The organism is Microbacterium xylanilyticum, assembly GCF_054654695.1.
The window spans coordinates 2720960-2736682 of record NZ_BAAIEN010000002.1; the positions used below are offsets into that span (position 1 = coordinate 2720960).

Here is a 15723-nt window from a genome sequence, read left to right on the forward strand (position 1 = left end):
GCCGCCCGACGGCGCGTCCCCCGGCGATGTCGGAGGCCCCGCCCATCATGGACGCATGGACGCGTTCGCACTGCTCATCACCGCTGTCGCCGCGGCCGCCGGCCTCGCCGTCGGCTGGTACCTGGGTCGCAGCCGGGGCGCGGCAGACCTCGCCCGCGCCGACGCCGAGCTCGCCGTGGTGCGCGAGGAGCGCGACCGCCAGCACGATCTGTACCGTGACGCGGTCGAGCACGCGCGGCTGCAGCAGCACGACGCGGCGGAGCGGGCGCGACAGGAGAACGCGGTGCTCACCGCCCTCGCCCCGGTGCGCGAGAGCCTTCACCGCATGCAGCAGACGGTGACCGTGCTGGAGCGGGAGCGGCATGCGCAGTTCGGCCAGCTCAGCGAGCAGCTGCGCCGCGCCGAGGAGAGCGGCGAGGCGCTGCGCTCCACCACGGAGTCGCTGGCCGGGGCCCTTCGCTCCACCTCCGCGCGCGGGGTATGGGGAGAGACCCAGCTGCGCCGCGTGGTGGAGGCGGCGGGTCTCACCCGGCACGTCGACTTCGACCTGCAGACCACGATCCGGTCCGACGCCGGTCAGGGCCGCCCCGACATGGTCATCCGTCTCGCCGGCGGCGCCTCGATCGCGGTCGACGCGAAGGCCCCGCTGGACGCCTTCCTCGCCGCCGGCGCCCTCGGCACCGAGGATCCGCAGCGCCGCACGCTGATGCAGCAGCACGTCAAGGCGGTCCGCGCGCACGTCGACGCGCTCGCCAAGCGGGCGTACTGGTCGGGGCTCGAGACCAGCCCCGAGTTCGTGATCTGCTTCCTGCCCAGTGAGTCGCTGCTGTCGACGGCCCTCGACGAGGATCCGGCCCTGCTCGACTACGCCTTCACGAAGCGGGTGGCACTGGCCACCCCGGTGAACCTGTGGGCCGTGCTGAAGACCGTCGCCTACACCTGGAAGCAGCAGGAGCTGTCGGCCGAGGCTGCCGTGCTGCTCGACCTCGGCACGCAGCTGTACGAGCGGCTCGGCGTGCTCGCCGGCCATGCCGACGACCTGCGCCGCGCGCTGGAGCGCACCGTCGACAGCTACAACCGCTTCGCCGGTTCGCTCGAGGGTCGGGTGCTCGTGACAGCCCGGAAGTTCCCCGGCGTGGACGCCGAGGCACTGGCGGCACCGACGCTCGTGACGGGCGCGACGCGCAGGTTCACGGCGGAGGAGCTGACGGTGCCCGTCGTCGATGCGACGGACGGCATTCAGGCGGACGTCGGCGAGTTGCGCGCGCGGCTGGCCACGCCCGGCGACGCAGCAGCCGGCGACGCGGCGGAGGAGGTCAGGCGCTCCCCGGAACCCCGCTGAGGAGGAAGACGACGGTCGCGGAGAAGAGGACGAAGGCGCCGATCATCCACCAGGCGCTGATCTCGTGGCCCTCTTCGCGGCGCACGCGGAAGAGCACGTCGGGGCGGCGGGACGCCTCCATCTCGACGACCTTCACCGTGCCGGTGTCGGTCACGGTCTCATGGCGATAGATGTTCTCCGCAGCCATCCTCATCACCTTCCTGCTCCGCATTCCGCGTCGCGCCGAATGCGCCGTGCACGCCGAAGGCGCCTCCACCATTGTGCCAGGTGGTGGATGAATCAGACGGAATGCGATCAGGTCGTTATCCCCGGCGCCGGCGGCCGAGCTCGTCGGGCCGCCGCAGGGTCACGCTCGCGTCAGAGCCACTTCGAGACGAGGTGCTCCGACGCGATGCGGCGCAGCGTGCCGGACGCGCTGCGCAGCACCACGCTCTCGGTGTAGAGGTAGTCGCCCTCGCGGCGGACGCCGGCGACGAGCTGCCCGTCGGTCACGCCCGTCGCGACGAAGATGGTGTTGTTGCCGCGCACCAGGTCGTCGGCCTCGTAGACCTTGTCCATGTCGAGACCGGCGTCGATCCCGCGCTGGCGCTCGTCGTCGTCCCGCGGCCACAGGCGTCCCTGGATGTGCCCGCCGAGCGCCTTGATCGCGCACGCGGTGACGATGCCCTCGGGGCTGCCGCCGATGCCGATGCACATGTCGGTGCGCGCACCGTGACGGGCGGCGTTGATGCCGCCGGCCACGTCGCCGTCGCTCATCAGGCGCGTGCCGGCGCCGGCCTCGCGGATCTCCTGGATGAGCTTCTCGTGGCGGGGGCGGTTCAGCACGGAGACGACGATCTCCTGGACGGGCTTGCCGAGCGCCCCGGCCAGCCGCTTGATGTTCTCCGCGACGGGGAGCCGGATGTCGACGACCCCGACACCGGCGGGGCCGGTGACGAGCTTGTCCATGTAGAAGACGCTCGACGCGTCGAGCATGGTGCCGCGGTCGGACACTGCGATCACGGAGACCGCGTTCTGCCGGCCGTCGGCGGTGAGCGTGGTGCCGTCGATCGGGTCGACGGCGATGTCGTACTGCTGCGCCCACTCGACACCGCTGCCGACGTGCTCGCCGTTGAAGAGCATCGGGGCGTTGTCCTTCTCCCCCTCGCCGATCACCACGCGTCCGTCGAAGTCGACCGTGCCGAGGAAAGCGCGCATGGCATCGACCGCGGCGCCGTCGGCCGCCTCCTTCGCGCCGCGCCCGATGAACGGGACGGCGCGGATCGCCGCCGCCTCCGTCGCACGGACTAGCTCGAGCGCGAGGTTGCGGTCAGGGCTGAGGGGGCTGAGATCGGCTGTGAGGCTCACCATGGCACTCAGCGTAGGGGCCGCGCGGTTACGGATCCGCAGATTTCTGGGCTCAGATCATGAAAGATCGCGGCTTCTTTACCGAGCGGAAGATCCGCCGTCGCGGGCGGGAAGTCATCCGCTCTGAATCGCGGATCCTACGGCGCTAGAGTGGCACCGACCCCCGTCATCCAGCACAGGAGAAGCCATGCCCGTTGCCACCCCGGAGCAGTACGCCGAGATGCTCGACCGCGCGAAGGCAGGCGGATTCGCCTACCCCGCGTTCAACGTCTCCAGCTCGCAGACGATCCACGCCGTGCTGCAGGGTCTCACCGAGGCCGGCTCCGACGGCATCATCCAGGTCACCACGGGCGGCGCCGACTACTTCGCCGGTCAGACGGTCAAGGCGCGTGCGACGGGCGCCCTCGCCTTCGCCAAGTTCGCCACCGAGATCGCCAAGTCCTACCCGGTCACGGTCGCGCTGCACACCGACCACTGCCCGAAGGACGCCCTGGCCGGTTTCGTCGAGCCGCTCATCGCCGCCTCCGAGGAGGAGGTCAAGGCCGGCCGCAACCCCATCTTCCAGTCGCACATGTGGGACGGCTCGGCCGTGCCGCTGACGGAGAACATCGAGATCGCGAAGGACCTCCTCCCCCGCATGAAGGCGATCAACGCGATCCTCGAGGTCGAGATCGGCGTCGTCGGCGGCGAGGAGGACGGCGTCAAGCACGAGGGCTCGAACGAGGCGCTCTACACGACCTTCGCCGACGTGGACCAGGCGGTGCAGGCGCTGGGCCTCGGCGACCAGGGCCGCTACATCGCCGCACTCACCTTCGGCAACGTGCACGGCGTGTACAAGCCGGGCAACGTCAAGCTGCGCCCGGAGCTGCTCGGCGAGATCCAGGAGCAGGTCGCCGCCAAGTACGGCACCGGCCCGAAGCCGCTCGACCTCGTCTTCCACGGCGGATCCGGATCCACCGACGAGGAGATCGCGCTCGCGGTCGCGAACGGCGTCGTGAAGATGAACATCGACACCGACACGCAGTACGCGTTCACGCGCGCGATCGCCGGCTACATGTTCAGCAACTACGACGGCGTGCTCAAGGTCGACGGCGAGGTCGGGAACAAGAAGCTCTACGACCCCCGCGCGTGGGGCAAGGTCGCCGAGACCGCCATGGCCCAGCGCGTCATCGAGTCGACGCGCCAGCTCGGCTCGTACGGTCAGTCGAAGAGCTGATCGCAGCACAGCCGCATCCAGGAGCGCCGTCGGGATCCGTCCCGGCGGCGCTCCCGCCGTCTGGGGGGCAGCCGCGGATCCGGCTGCCGGGCCCGTCCTGGACCCGTCCGATCCTCTGCGCGCGGTCCGGTTCAGCCCGTGGACGATCCGCCGCGGATGTCGTGACTGAGGACGACGGCGCCCGTTGCGGTGCGGATCTCGACCGCGCGGATGTCGCCCAGTGCCGTCGCGGTGCCTGCGGAGAGCTTCGCGGTGAGGCCAGGCTGGACCTTCCACGTGGACAGGTCCGACGTGGTGCCGTCCCGCTGCACCACAGTGAGCACGTACGTCCATCCGGAATCGGGGGCGTCCGCGCCGTACAGGCACGCCATGTCGATCTGCGTGCCCCAGGCCACGGGAGTCAGCGACACCGTGGCGCTGACCGGCACGGACGCGGCGCCCTCCAGGACCACCGACACGGCGGGCCGCGGTGCGATCGCGACCACGGTGACGGGCACGGCGATCGCCAGGGCGGCCGCGATGCCGACGCCGGCCCACAGCGCGCGGCGGCGACGCCGGCGCCGTGCGTGCGCGATCGACAGCAGCTTCGGGGCGGCCGGATCGGGTACGGCGGACCCGATCCGGCCCGCGTCCTCGGCGCTGAGCCGCGAAAGCAGACCGACCGTCGGGGTGAGCTCGGCCACGGCGGCGCGGCAGTCGGCGCACTCCGCGAGGTGCGCCTCGAAGCGCGCGCGGTCGGCCGCGGACAGGGCGCCCATGGCGAAGGCGGCATCCCAGGTCGCGAACGGGTCCGGATCGACGCTCACCGGATCACCCCTCTCTCCTGCAGGGCGAGCCGCAGAGCCCGCAGTCCATAGTGCATCCGAGACTTCACCGTGCCGGAGGGGATCCCCAGCTCCTGCGCGATCTCGTCGACGCTGCGCCCGCCGTAGTAGCCGGCGACGATGACGGCCCGGTGCTGGGCGCTGAGCTCGGCGAGCGCATCCTCGATGAGGATCGCATCGAACAGCCGGTCCGTGGCGTCCCCGGCGATGCGCTCCGGCACCTCGGCGACCGGATGCTCGTGGCGCCGGCGGGCGCTGCGCGCCTCATCGATGACGAGGTGCCGGGCGACGGTGAACATCCAGGCGCGGGTCGTCGCCGCCTCCTGCTCCAGGATCCGCGGCGTGCGCCACGCTCGCAGGAGGGTCTCCTGCACGATGTCGTCCGCGGACGAGCTGCTGCCGGTGAGCCGAATGACGTACCGGCGGATGGGACCGGCGTGCACGTCGTAGAGCGCGGCCAGCCGCTCGTCGTCGTCGTCCATCGAACCTCCTCATCGGGGAAAACGAGATCCGCGGCCCGAAGGTTCATCACGCTGCGCGGATCCGCCGCTCCCGCGGATGCGACGAACCGGCGCTCCCGCGTCGTTCCCCCAGTATGACGGCGCTCCCGCCCTCCGATCCGCGGCGATCACGATGATCGCCCCGCATGCCGGCACCGGATCATCCGCTCGGGCATCCCCGAAGTAGCCGATCGGCTGATGTGGCGGGTGAGGGCCGGTTCGTAGCGTGGAGGACATGAACATCACTTTCTCCCGCAAGCTGATCGCCGCGTCGACCATCGCCCTGGCCGCCGTGGCCGTCGTCCCCACGACCGCCGCCGCCGCGGCCCCGGCCGCCGTGACCGCACCCTTCGCCGCGGAGGCGCTGACCCCGTTCCAGACCCTGGCGTCCACCCCCTGGAAGACCACGAGCGCCCTCGACGCGCACGGCGACCGCGTCGCCCTCGACGACCCGGCCGTGAAGAACTTCGTCGGCTGGGCGTACTTCAAGGCCGACGGCACCTTCACGATGTACAACCTCGACGACAGCCCGAAGATGCACGGCGACTGGGACGTGCCCGCCGACGGCGCCACCCGCTGGATCGCCGCCAAGGACGCGAACGGAAACGTGCTGTTCCAGCGCGTCGTCCCGATCGTGGAGCTGAACAAGAACGTCTTCACGTACCGCGTGTTCCCGAACGCGGCCGACACGAGCGTCTACTACGACATCGTGCACACGAAGACCAACCACGTCGAGCCCGGCACCGACGGCCGCGGCCCCGGCGCGAACGGCAGCAGCGCGACCGGCAACGGCGACTACCACTTCAACAACGGCAACGCCCGCTGATCCACGGATCGAAAGAGCCCGGCTCCTCCAGGAGCCGGCCTCTTCGCGTCGACGGACTACTTCTTGAGCTGCCCGTTCAGGAACGACACCACGGCGGGATCCGAGAAGAACGGCACCATCATGCAGAACGACGAGAGCATGACGAACACGACGCCGCCGAGCACCGGCACCCACCAGGTGAGCCTGCCCCGGCGCAGCCGCTGCACGGTCCACGCGGCCGTCACGAGCCAGCCCGCGATCAGGATCGCCCCCGCGACGATGCCCCAGACCCTCGCCTGCTCGTAGTTCGAGAAGGTCCCGGAGATCCCCAGCGCCTGCAGCATCGTCGCCATGATCGCAGACGGGTTCAGGAACTGGAAGATCGAGGTGATCACGTTCCACAGGCCGTAGGCCAGCAGCGCGATCGACGCGATCCGGTCGACCGGGTGCGCCGGCCGGCTCTCCGCGGGCGCCGCGGTGACCGCGGGCTCCGCGCTCGGCACCGGAGCGGGCACAACCGGCGACGGGAGGGGGCGCCCGGCGCGCCGGCTCTGCTCCTCCGGGGTCGCGTACTCGCCGAACTGCGGGCGGGGCGGGGAGGAATCGGCGGGGTGCGGACGAGGATCGGACACGCGCCCCATGGTACCGGCGGGGCCTCGGAGCGTCGTGGGAGCACGGCTCGCGAGGCCCCGCCGGGGTTCACGGGGCGGGATCCGAGTCCGTCATTCGATCCGGGCGATCACGCTGCCCTGCGCGACCTCGGTCTCCTCGGGGACCACGATGCGCAGGATCCCCGATGACTCGGCGTGGATCTCCATGTCGACCTTGTCCATCGCAACCTCGGCGATGAGGTCGTCGGCCTGGACCTGCTCCCCCTCGGATGCGAACCAGGTGACGATCACCCCCGTCGCACCGGCCTCGGCGGACATCTCCGGGAAGGTCACCTCGGTCATGACGCCATCGCCTCGCGGACGGCCGCCTCGATGCGGGCGGGCGTGGGCAGCACCGCGCACTCGAGCGCGCTCGCGTACGGGATCGGCACGTCGGGCACCGCAACGCGGGAGACGTGCTTCAGTGCGGCCGGATCGCGCTCCACGACCGAGGCGATGACCTCGCCGCTGACCCCGAAGGACTGGTAGTCCTCGTCGACGACGATCAGCCGGCCCGTCTTGGACACCGAGGCGAGGATCGCATCGCGATCCAGCGGCACGAGGCTGCGCAGGTCGATGACCTCGACGCCGATGCCCTCCGCGGCGAGCTTCTCCGCCACGTCGAGGCTGTGGTGCACCGAGAGCGACAGTGTGACGATCGTCACGTCGCTGCCCTCCCGCGCCACCCGCGCCTTGCCGATCGGAACCTCGTACGCCTCCTCGGGCACGGCGCCGATCGAGCGCGGGTTCTTCTTCATCCAGCCGAGCCCCATGACGCCCTTGTGGAACAGGTACACGACCGGGTCGTCCGAGCGGATCGCGGCGGTCATGAGCCCCTTCGCGTCGTACGGGTTGGACGGGACGACGACCTTCATGCCGGGAAGATGCGCGAACGTGCCCCACAGGTTCTGCGAGTGCTGGGATCCGTCGGAGTAGCCGCCGCCCGTCGCGCTCATCAGCACCATGGGCACCTTCACGTTGCCACCGGACTCGAAGTGGATCTTCGCCATGTGGTTGTAGATCTGGTCCATGCAGACGCCGAAGAAGTCGACGAACATGAGCTCGACGACCGGCCGCATGCCCTCGACTGCCGCACCGATGCCGAGCCCGATGAACGCCGTCTCGGAGATCGGCGTGTCCAGCACGCGGGTGGGGCCGAACTCGTCGAGCAGTCCCGTCGTCGCGGAGAAGATGCCGCCGTAGGCGCCGACGTCCTCCCCCATCACGAAGACGCCGTCGTCGGTGCGCATCTGCTGGGCGATGGCCTCGGAGACCGCCTTCGCCGTGGACAGCTTGCGCCGCCCCGGCTCCGGCTCGACGGGCAGGGTCGCGGGCAGATCGATGGTGGTGCTCATGAGCGTGCTCCTTCGGCGAAGACGTAGGCGAGGGCGTCGGCGGGGTCGGGGATGGGAGAGGCCTTGGCGTAGGCGATCGCGTCCTCGACGCGGTCGACCGCGGCCGCCGCGATCGCCGCCGCGTCGGCCTCGGTGAGCGCGCCGTCGGCGAGCAGCGCGTCGCGGTACGTCGGGATGGGATCCCGTCCCGGCACGCCCTCGAGGTCGCTGCGGTACCCCTGCGCGTCCCCTTCGAAGTGGCCCCACAGCCGCAGCGTGTGCACCTCGATGAGGCTCGGCCCGTCGCCGGCGCGCGCCCGGCCGACGGCCTCGCCGACCGCCTGCCACACGCCCTCGACGGAGTTGTCCTCGACGCGCACGCCGGGCATGCCGTACGCGGCGGCGCGGTCGGCGTTGGAGGCGACCGACGTCGACGCGGCACGCGGCACGGAGATGCCCCAGTCGTTGTCCTCGACGACGAAGACGACGGGGAGCTTCCACAGGGCGGCGAGGTTGAGCGACTCGTGGAAGGCCCCCTGGTTCGCCGCGCCCTCACCGGTGACCGCCACGGCGACGCGATCGGATCCGGCGCGCTGGAACGCGAACGCCTGGCCGAGTGCGGGCGGCAGGCCCTCGGCGATGATGCCGGAGCAGGAGAAGTGCGTGGCGGGGTCGAAGAGGTGCATGTGCCCGCCGCGGCCGCGGCCGAGGCCGGTCTCGCGTCCGAAGATCTCCGCCGTCATCGCGCGCAGGTCGATGCCGTGCGCGATCGCGACGTGGTGCGGGCGGTGCGTGGCGGTGAGCGCGTCGTCGGCGCTGAGGTGCGCGCCGATGCCGGCGGCCACGGGCTCCTGCCCCGCCGACAGGTGCATCTCGCCGGGCACCAGGCCCGCGCCGATGTCGAAGCCGGGCGACTTGTCCGCGTGGTACTCGCGCAGGATCGCCTCCTCGTAGGTGCGGATCAGGACCATCGTGCGATACAGCGCGACGCGTTCCGGATCCGTGAGCGTGGATCGATCGACCATGATCTCCTCCTCGGGTCGGGACCTCGTCGTCGAGGCCCCAGGGGTCTTGGATCACACGGTAGGCAGCGCGCCGCGGGCGCGGCAGTGCCGCGTTTTCACATGCTGAAGGCGTTTCAGATGGTGAAATCGCCCGGGGTCGTGAACGGCGGCGGTCGGGACTGTCGTCGTCGCCGATCAGACCTGGAACTGGCCGAAGCGGTCCGCGCCGAGCTGCAGCGAGAGGCGGCCCGCGATCACGCCGAGCCGGCGGGCGAGGTCGTCGATCTGCACGTCGCGGCGGTCCGTCGGCACGGAGACCGCGAGCGAGGCCGTCACCCCCGGCGCGCTGACAGGCACGGCCACGCAGGTGTGCCCGATGGCGTACTCCTCGCGCTCCAGCGTCCAGTCCCGCGGATGCTCGAGCTGCGTGAGCAGGGCGCGCCGGTCGCTGATGGTGTGCGGCGTGAGCTCGCCCAGCGGATGGCGGGCCAGGTAGTCGAGGCGCTGCTCGCGCGGCAGCTCGGTGAGGATCTGCTTGCCCAGGGCGGTGGCGTGCGCACTGTCCTGCAGGCCCACCCACAGCTCCACGCGGGGGCTGCGCCGCGCGTCCACGATGTCGATGAGGTGCACCTCGCCGTCGCTGTACCGGGAGAGGTACGCGGTGACGCCGAGCTGATCGGTCGCCTCGTTCAGGGCGGCCCTGACGCGGGCGAGGAACACGCCGCGCCCGTCGCGCTCCGCGCTGAAGCCGGGGAACCGCGGACCCAGCACGAGTCCGTCGGGCTCCGTCTGCAGGTAGCCCTCGTGCACCAGCGTGCGCACGAGGTTGTACGTCGTGCCGAGGGTCAGCCCGGAGGCGGCGGCGAGGCTCTTGGCGGGCACCGGGCGCGCCGAGTTCGCGACGACGTCGACCAGCGACAGGGCGCGCTGGACCGAGCCGATCAGCGTCTGCTCGCGTTGCATGGTGCCGCCTTCGTCCACCCGTTCCCGGTCAGGATACCGCGGCGGCGGCCCTGCTCAGCGCGAGGTGCGCCCGCCCAGAGCGCGCTCGTCGCGCTGCCCGGAGACGTCCTGGCGCAGCTCCTTCGGCAGCGAGAACATCAGGTCCTCCTCGGCCGTGCGCACCTCCTCGACATCGCCGTAGCCGGCCTCGGCGAGCGCGGCCAGCACCTCCTGCACCAGCACCTCCGGCACGGAGGCGCCGCTGGTCACGCCCACCGTGGCCACGCCGTCGAGCCACTCCTGGCGCACCTCGTCGGCGTAGTCCACGCGGTAGGCGGCCTTGGCGCCGTACTCGCGCGCGACCTCGACCAGGCGCACGCTGTTGGACGAGTTCGCGGATCCGACCACGATCACCAGATCCGCCTCGGCCGCGACCTTCTTGATCGCGACCTGACGGTTCTGCGTGGCGTAGCAGATGTCGTCGGAGGGCGGATCCTGCAGCTCGGGGAACCGCGTGCGCAGCCGGTTCACGGTCTCCATGGTCTCGTCGACGGACAGCGTGGTCTGCGACAGCCAGACGACCTTGCTCGGGTCGCGCACCTCGACCGTGTCGGCCTCGGCCGGGGAGTTCACCACGGTGACGTGGTCCGGCGCCTCGCCGGCGGTGCCCTCGACCTCCTCATGCCCGTCGTGGCCGATGAGCAGGATCTCGTAGTCGTCGCGGGCGAAGCGCACGGCCTCGCGGTGCACCTTCGTCACCAGCGGGCAGGTGGCGTCGATCGCGTGCAGATGGCGGTCCTCCGCCGCGGAGACCACCATCGGGGAGACGCCGTGCGCACTGAACACCACGTGCGAGCCCTCGGGGATCTCGTCCACCTCGTCGACGAAGATCGCGCCCTGCGCCTCGAGCTCGGTCACCACGTGGATGTTGTGCACGATCTGCTTGCGCACGTACACGGGGGCGCCGTAGCGCTGCAGCGCCTTCTCCACGGCGACCACGGCACGGTCGACCCCGGCGCAGTATCCGCGCGGAGCCGCGAGCAGCACGCGCTTGGCGCCGTCGACCGGACGGTCCTGCAGGGGCTCGCGCACGCCCTCGGGACGGCGACGGGGGATCTGCGGCACGGGCAGCGCGACGGGTGAGCTCACGTCCTCGATTCTATCGGCGCCCTCCTGGCAGGAGGCCGGGATGGCCCTGCTCCGTCCGCCCGGGCCGCACCGCGTCGGGGGCCCGAGTTATCCTGAACCCGCCCTCTCCCCTCCCCGCCCAGGGGGCGGCTGCGCGGTTGCGCGCGGCCCGACCGACAGGATGCGATGACCGTCTTCCACGCAGTCGCCGGCGAGACCCCGCCCGCCGATGCCGTCTCCCCGCGCGACTCCACCGCGGATGCGCCGACCTCGATCGCCCGGCTGAACGCCACCATCCGCGACTTCGTCGCCCAGTGGGGCACGGTGTGGGTCGAGGGCGAGATCACCAGCTGGAATCTGCGCGCCGGCAACGTCTTCGCCCGGCTCAAGGACAGCCGCTCCGACGCGCAGATCTCGATCCGGATCTGGTCGAGCGTGCGCGCGCGGATCCCGGCCGACCTGGCCGTCGGCGACCACGTCGTCGCCGCGGTCAAGGCCGACTACTTCGTCAAGGCGGGCGACTTCAGCTTCACGGTCTCGGCCATGAAGCACGTCGGACTCGGCGATCAGCTCGAACGGCTCGAGCGGCTGCGCGTGCAGCTGCGCCAGGAGGGCCTGTTCGACGCCTCCCGCAAGAAGCCGCTGCCGTTCCTTCCGCACGTGATCGGGCTCATCACCGGGGAGAACTCCGACGCCGAGAAGGACGTGCACCGCAACGCCGAGCTGCGCTGGCCGCAGGTGCGCTTCCGCACCGTGCACGCCGCCGTGCAGGGCGACCGGTGCGTGCCCGAGACGCTCGCCGCGCTCAAGCGGCTGGACGCGGATCCCGACGTCGACGTGATCATCATCGCCCGCGGCGGCGGGGATCCGCAGACCCTGCTGGGCTTCAGCGACGAGCGCCTCGTGCGGGCCGTCGCCGCCGCGGCCACCCCGGTGGTGAGCGCGATCGGGCACGAGAACGACCACCCGCTGCTGGACGACGTCGCCGATCTGCGCGCCTCCACCCCCACCGACGCCGCCAAGCGCGTGGTGCCGGACGTGGGCGAGCAGCGCGCGCTCGTCGCGCAGCTGCGGGCGAGGGCCACCACCCGGGTGTCGCAGCGGATCGCGCACGACATCGCACAGCTCGAGCAGCTGCGCTCGCGGCCGGTGCTGCGCGACCCGGATCCGCTCATCGAACGCCGCGCCCAGGAGGTGTGGCTGCTCGCGGCCCGCTCCCGCGATGCGCTCGGTCGCACGGTCGACGCCGCCGCCCGCCGCACCGCGGAGCTGCGCGCCTCGCTGCGCGCGCTCTCCCCCGCTGCGACCCTCGCCCGCGGCTACGCCATCGCGCACCGCGACGACGGTCGGATCGTGCGCGATGCCGCCGACGCCCCGGCCGGCACCGTGCTGACGGTGACGGTCGACCGCGGGTCGCTGCGCGCGCTGTCCGAGGGCGAGATCGCGGAGTCGCCCGACCCCGGCGCGACCGGTGCGGGCCCGGTCGCACCGGGCGGGGCGCCGGATGAGCGCCGGTAGGATGGTGGCGTGACTGTGTCGAACGAGCCGTCCGCCTCCGCAGGGACCTCTGCGCCGACCGTCGCCGATCCCGCGTCGCTGAGCTTCGAGCAGGCCAGGGACGAACTGGTGCGCGTCGTCGCCGAGCTCGAGCAGGGCGCGCCGACGCTGGAGCAGTCGCTCACCCTGTGGGAGCGCGGGGAAGCCCTCGCCGCGCGCTGCGAGGAGTGGCTCCTCGGCGCCAAGCGCCGTCTCGACTCCGCCCGCTCGCGCGTCGAGGGCGAAGAGGGCGAGCGATGAGCCGCACACCGAAACAGCCGCCCGTGGTCGCCGAGCTGGGACGTCCGGAGACTCCCCAGGAGACCGCGGACCGCAAGGCGGCCTCCTCCGCCGCCTACCGGTCCAGCCAGACCTTCCGCGGGCTCATCGCCGCTCTCATCGCGACCGTCGGCGTGGTCCTGCTCATCGTGCTCATCGTGCCCCGGGGCGACTTCACGGGCGCCAACGCGGTCGACCTCCCTGCGGCGGCGAAGAACGCGGAGAACACTCTGAACCGCCCCGTCCTCCTGCCGAAGCCGCCGAACAACTGGCGCGTCAACAAGGCCGTGCTCATCGACGGCAAGCCCGTCGTGTGGGACATCACGGTGGCGCCACAGGCCGACGACGCCCGCGGCTACGCCCACATCGCGCAGGCGTTCGACGCCGACGCTGGCTGGGCCCTCACGCCCCTGCGCGGCACGGCGCCGGAGGGCGTCGTGAAGATCGGCGCGCGCACGTGGGACGAGTACGTCTTCCCCCACCCCGACCAGTCGGCGAACATCGACTACGCCCTCGGCACCCAGATCGGCAAGGACTACGTCCTCGTCTACGGCGCCCTCGGCAAGGCCGGCACCGCCGAGCTGGTCGCGAAGATAAGCCCCCAGATCGATGACCTGAAAGGCGGACGATGACCGACACCACCACCCTGACCCCTGACGAGGCCTGGCGGCTCATGGTCGAAGGGAACCGGCGCTTCGTCGCCGGAACGCCCGAGCACCCGAACCAGGACGTCGGGAAGCGCCACGAGCTGGTCGACGGGCAGGCGCCGATGGCCACCCTGTTCGGCTGCTCCGACTCGCGCCTGGCCGCCGAGATCATCTTCGACAAGGGCCTCGGCGACCTGTTCGTGGTGCGCAACGCCGGGCAGGTCATCGGCGAGTCGATCGTGGCCAGCCTGGAATACGCCGTCGCCGTGCTCGGCGTGCCGCTCATCGTCGTCCTCGCGCACGACAGCTGCGGCGCGGTGCGCGCGGCCATCGACGGCACCGCGATCGACGCGGCCCCGCTCCCCCCGCACATCTGGAAGCTCGTCGCCCCGATCGTCCCGGCGGCGCGCAAGGTGCTGGCCGAGCAGGGCGGATCCACCGTGGCCGACATCGATCCCGAGCTCGTCGGCCAGGAGCACCTGCGCAACACCGTGCGCGACCTGCTGCAGTCCTCGGAGCTGATCGCCCAGGCTGTGGCGGACGGCCGTCTCGGCATCGTCGGCGCCAACTACCGCCTGAACGAGGGCACGGCCGTGCCCGTCGTCACCGCGGGTCTGAGCGACGCCCCCTGAACATCCCCCCACATCATCCCGTCACATCTGGAGGAACAGCAGTGACCGACATCGAATACCGCGTCGAGCACGACACCATGGGCGAGGTGCGCGTGCCCGTGAACGCGCTCTACGGGGCGCAGACCCAGCGCGCGGTGGAGAACTTCCCGATCTCCGGCAAGGGCCTGGAGTCCGCGCAGATCGCCGCGCTGGCCCGGATCAAGAAGGCCGCCGCCCTCGCCAACAAGGAGCTCGGCACGCTCGACGGCGCCATCGCCGACGCGATCGCCCAGGCCGCCGACGAGGTCGCAGCGGGCAAGCACGACGGCGAGTTCCCGGTGGACACGTACCAGACCGGATCCGGCACGTCGTCGAACATGAACATGAACGAGGTGCTCGCGACCCTCGCGACGCGGATCCTCGGGGCGACGGTGCACCCGAACGACCACGTGAACGCCTCGCAGTCGTCGAACGACGTGTTCCCGACCTCGGTGCACATCGCCGTGACCCAGGCGCTCATCGACACGCTGATCCCCGCGCTCGACCACCTCGCCGTCGCCCTCGAGGCGAAGGCCGAGCTGTGGAAGGACGCCGTGAAGTCCGGCCGCACCCACCTCATGGACGCCACCCCGGTCACCCTCGGCCAGGAGTTCGGCGGCTACGCCCGCCAGATCCGCCTCGGCATCGAGCGCGTGCAGGCCGCCCTCCCCCGCGTCGCCGAGGTTCCGCTCGGCGGCACCGCTGTCGGCACCGGCATCAACACGCCGCTCGGCTTCCCGCAGAAGGTCATCGCGCTGCTCGCGGCGGAGACCGAGCTGCCGATCACCGAGGCCAAGGACCACTTCGAGGCCCAGGCGAACCGCGACGGCCTCGTCGAGGCGTCCGGCGCGCTGCGCACCATCGCAGTCTCGCTGACCAAGATCAACAACGACCTGCGCTGGATGGGCTCGGGCCCGAACACCGGTCTCGGGGAGCTGCACATCCCCGACCTGCAGCCGGGCTCCTCGATCATGCCGGGCAAGGTCAACCCGGTCGTCCCCGAGGCCGTGCTCATGGTGTGCGCCCGTGTGATCGGCAACGACGCGACCGTCGCCTGGGCCGGCGCCTCCGGCTCGTTCGAGCTGAACGTGGCGATCCCGGTCATGGGCACTGCGCTGCTCGAGTCGATCCGGCTGCTCTCCAACGCCGTCCGCGTGCTCGCCGACAAGACCGTCGACGGCCTCCAGGCCAACCTCGAGCGCGCCGCCGCGTTCGCCGGCATGAGCCCGTCGATCGTGACGCCGCTGAACAAGGTCATCGGCTACGAGGCCGCCGCCAAGATCGCCAAGCACTCCGTCGCCAAGGGCATCACGGTCCGCGACGCCGTGATCGACCTCGGCTACGTGGAGCGCGGCGAGATCACCCTCGAGGACCTCGACGCCAAGCTCGACCTGCTGTCGATGACGCACGCCGGCTGATCCCCCACTCGCACGGATGCCGCGTCCCCTCCGGGGCGCGGCATCCGTCGTTTCGCGGCGCGTTCACGTCTGTGCCGTGCCGGGCGTGCGACGCCTGCACG

At 71.5% G+C, this 15723-nt stretch carries 18 protein-coding genes; 8 read left to right on the forward strand and 10 right to left on the reverse strand.

Going from position 1 to position 15723, the window contains the following annotated elements:
- The first annotated feature begins 55 nt into the window (after positions 1 to 55).
- A complete protein-coding gene (locus tag ACYQ1L_RS13690; protein WP_460004634.1) occupies positions 56 to 1342 on the forward strand; it encodes a DNA recombination protein RmuC in 1287 nt (428 codons plus the stop codon).
- Here ACYQ1L_RS13690 and ACYQ1L_RS13695 read toward each other — a convergent pair.
- Positions 1317 to 1529: a UDP-N-acetylmuramyl pentapeptide phosphotransferase gene (locus ACYQ1L_RS13695; RefSeq protein WP_159575438.1), complete on the reverse strand. Its 213-nt coding sequence runs from the start codon at positions 1527 to 1529 to the stop codon at positions 1317 to 1319. The two genes, ACYQ1L_RS13690 and ACYQ1L_RS13695, sit on opposite strands and share 26 nt — an antisense overlap.
- 170 nt (positions 1530 to 1699) lie before the next feature.
- On the reverse strand, positions 1700 to 2692 hold the full coding sequence (gene glpX / locus ACYQ1L_RS13700) for a class II fructose-bisphosphatase (RefSeq protein WP_460004635.1): 993 nt from the start codon (positions 2690 to 2692) through the stop codon (positions 1700 to 1702).
- 184 nt (positions 2693 to 2876) lie between these two features.
- Here glpX and fbaA point away from each other — a divergent pair, with 184 nt between their 5' ends.
- Positions 2877 to 3905, forward strand: coding sequence for a class II fructose-bisphosphate aldolase (gene fbaA / locus ACYQ1L_RS13705; RefSeq protein WP_460004636.1), 1029 nt, complete (start codon positions 2877 to 2879; stop codon positions 3903 to 3905).
- Positions 3906 to 4036: 131 nt separating this feature from the next.
- Here fbaA and ACYQ1L_RS13710 read toward each other — a convergent pair whose 3' ends face one another.
- Together ACYQ1L_RS13710 and ACYQ1L_RS13715 are read right to left on the reverse strand one after the other, a co-directional pair.
- On the reverse strand, positions 4037 to 4711 hold the full coding sequence (locus tag ACYQ1L_RS13710) for a zf-HC2 domain-containing protein (RefSeq protein WP_460004637.1): 675 nt from the start codon (positions 4709 to 4711) through the stop codon (positions 4037 to 4039).
- Positions 4708 to 5211: a sigma-70 family RNA polymerase sigma factor gene (locus ACYQ1L_RS13715; protein WP_460004638.1), complete on the reverse strand. Its 504-nt coding sequence runs from the start codon at positions 5209 to 5211 to the stop codon at positions 4708 to 4710. The genes ACYQ1L_RS13710 and ACYQ1L_RS13715 overlap by 4 nt, the downstream gene beginning before the upstream one ends.
- A 253-nt stretch (positions 5212 to 5464) precedes the next feature.
- On the opposite strand from ACYQ1L_RS13715, the gene ACYQ1L_RS13720 reads away from it, so the two are divergent.
- The gene (locus ACYQ1L_RS13720) at positions 5465 to 6055 is read left to right on the forward strand and encodes a DUF4822 domain-containing protein (protein WP_460004639.1); all 591 of its coding nucleotides are present in this window, start codon (positions 5465 to 5467) and stop codon (positions 6053 to 6055) included.
- A 56-nt stretch (positions 6056 to 6111) separates the two neighbouring features.
- Here ACYQ1L_RS13720 and ACYQ1L_RS13725 read toward each other — a convergent pair whose 3' ends face one another.
- The 6 genes from ACYQ1L_RS13725 to ACYQ1L_RS13750 all read right to left on the reverse strand — a co-directional run bounded on the left by ACYQ1L_RS13725 (position 6112) and on the right by ACYQ1L_RS13750 (position 11056).
- Positions 6112 to 6666 (reverse strand): DUF6264 family protein, encoded by a 555-nt coding sequence (locus ACYQ1L_RS13725; RefSeq protein WP_460004640.1) that lies wholly within the window; start codon positions 6664 to 6666, stop codon positions 6112 to 6114.
- Positions 6667 to 6756: 90 nt separating this feature from the next.
- Positions 6757 to 6987, reverse strand: a complete 231-nt coding sequence (locus tag ACYQ1L_RS13730; RefSeq protein WP_460004641.1) for a lipoyl domain-containing protein — start codon at positions 6985 to 6987, stop codon at positions 6757 to 6759.
- Positions 6984 to 8039, reverse strand: a complete 1056-nt coding sequence (locus ACYQ1L_RS13735) for an alpha-ketoacid dehydrogenase subunit beta (RefSeq protein WP_460004642.1) — start codon at positions 8037 to 8039, stop codon at positions 6984 to 6986. Before ACYQ1L_RS13735 ends, ACYQ1L_RS13730 begins: the two co-directional genes overlap by 4 nt.
- Complete coding sequence (locus ACYQ1L_RS13740; RefSeq protein ID WP_460004643.1) at positions 8036 to 9043, reverse strand: thiamine pyrophosphate-dependent dehydrogenase E1 component subunit alpha; 1008 nt, start codon at positions 9041 to 9043, stop codon at positions 8036 to 8038. The genes ACYQ1L_RS13735 and ACYQ1L_RS13740 overlap by 4 nt, the downstream gene beginning before the upstream one ends.
- A gap of 174 nt (positions 9044 to 9217) precedes the next feature.
- Complete coding sequence (locus ACYQ1L_RS13745; protein ID WP_460004644.1) at positions 9218 to 9985, reverse strand: IclR family transcriptional regulator; 768 nt, start codon at positions 9983 to 9985, stop codon at positions 9218 to 9220.
- A gap of 54 nt (positions 9986 to 10039) precedes the next feature.
- On the reverse strand, positions 10040 to 11056 hold the full coding sequence (locus tag ACYQ1L_RS13750) for a 4-hydroxy-3-methylbut-2-enyl diphosphate reductase (protein ID WP_159577411.1): 1017 nt from the start codon (positions 11054 to 11056) through the stop codon (positions 10040 to 10042).
- A 222-nt stretch (positions 11057 to 11278) separates the two neighbouring features.
- Between ACYQ1L_RS13750 and xseA the strand changes: the two genes are divergently transcribed.
- Genes xseA through ACYQ1L_RS13775 form a run of 5 tightly spaced genes read left to right on the forward strand, consistent with a single transcriptional unit; the run spans position 11279 to position 15622 of the window.
- Positions 11279 to 12610 (forward strand): exodeoxyribonuclease VII large subunit, encoded by a 1332-nt coding sequence (gene xseA / locus ACYQ1L_RS13755; RefSeq protein WP_460004645.1) that lies wholly within the window; start codon positions 11279 to 11281, stop codon positions 12608 to 12610.
- 15 nt (positions 12611 to 12625) lie between these two features.
- Positions 12626 to 12889 (forward strand): exodeoxyribonuclease VII small subunit, encoded by a 264-nt coding sequence (locus tag ACYQ1L_RS13760; protein WP_460005827.1) that lies wholly within the window; start codon positions 12626 to 12628, stop codon positions 12887 to 12889.
- The gene (locus ACYQ1L_RS13765) at positions 12886 to 13539 is read left to right on the forward strand and encodes a DUF4245 family protein (protein ID WP_460004646.1); all 654 of its coding nucleotides are present in this window, start codon (positions 12886 to 12888) and stop codon (positions 13537 to 13539) included. Before ACYQ1L_RS13760 ends, ACYQ1L_RS13765 begins: the two co-directional genes overlap by 4 nt.
- On the forward strand, positions 13536 to 14186 hold the full coding sequence (locus tag ACYQ1L_RS13770; protein WP_460004647.1) for a carbonic anhydrase: 651 nt from the start codon (positions 13536 to 13538) through the stop codon (positions 14184 to 14186). Before ACYQ1L_RS13765 ends, ACYQ1L_RS13770 begins: the two co-directional genes overlap by 4 nt.
- Before the next feature lie 41 nt (positions 14187 to 14227).
- On the forward strand, positions 14228 to 15622 hold the full coding sequence (locus ACYQ1L_RS13775) for a class II fumarate hydratase (RefSeq protein WP_460004648.1): 1395 nt from the start codon (positions 14228 to 14230) through the stop codon (positions 15620 to 15622).
- The last annotated feature ends 101 nt before the right edge of the window (positions 15623 to 15723 follow it).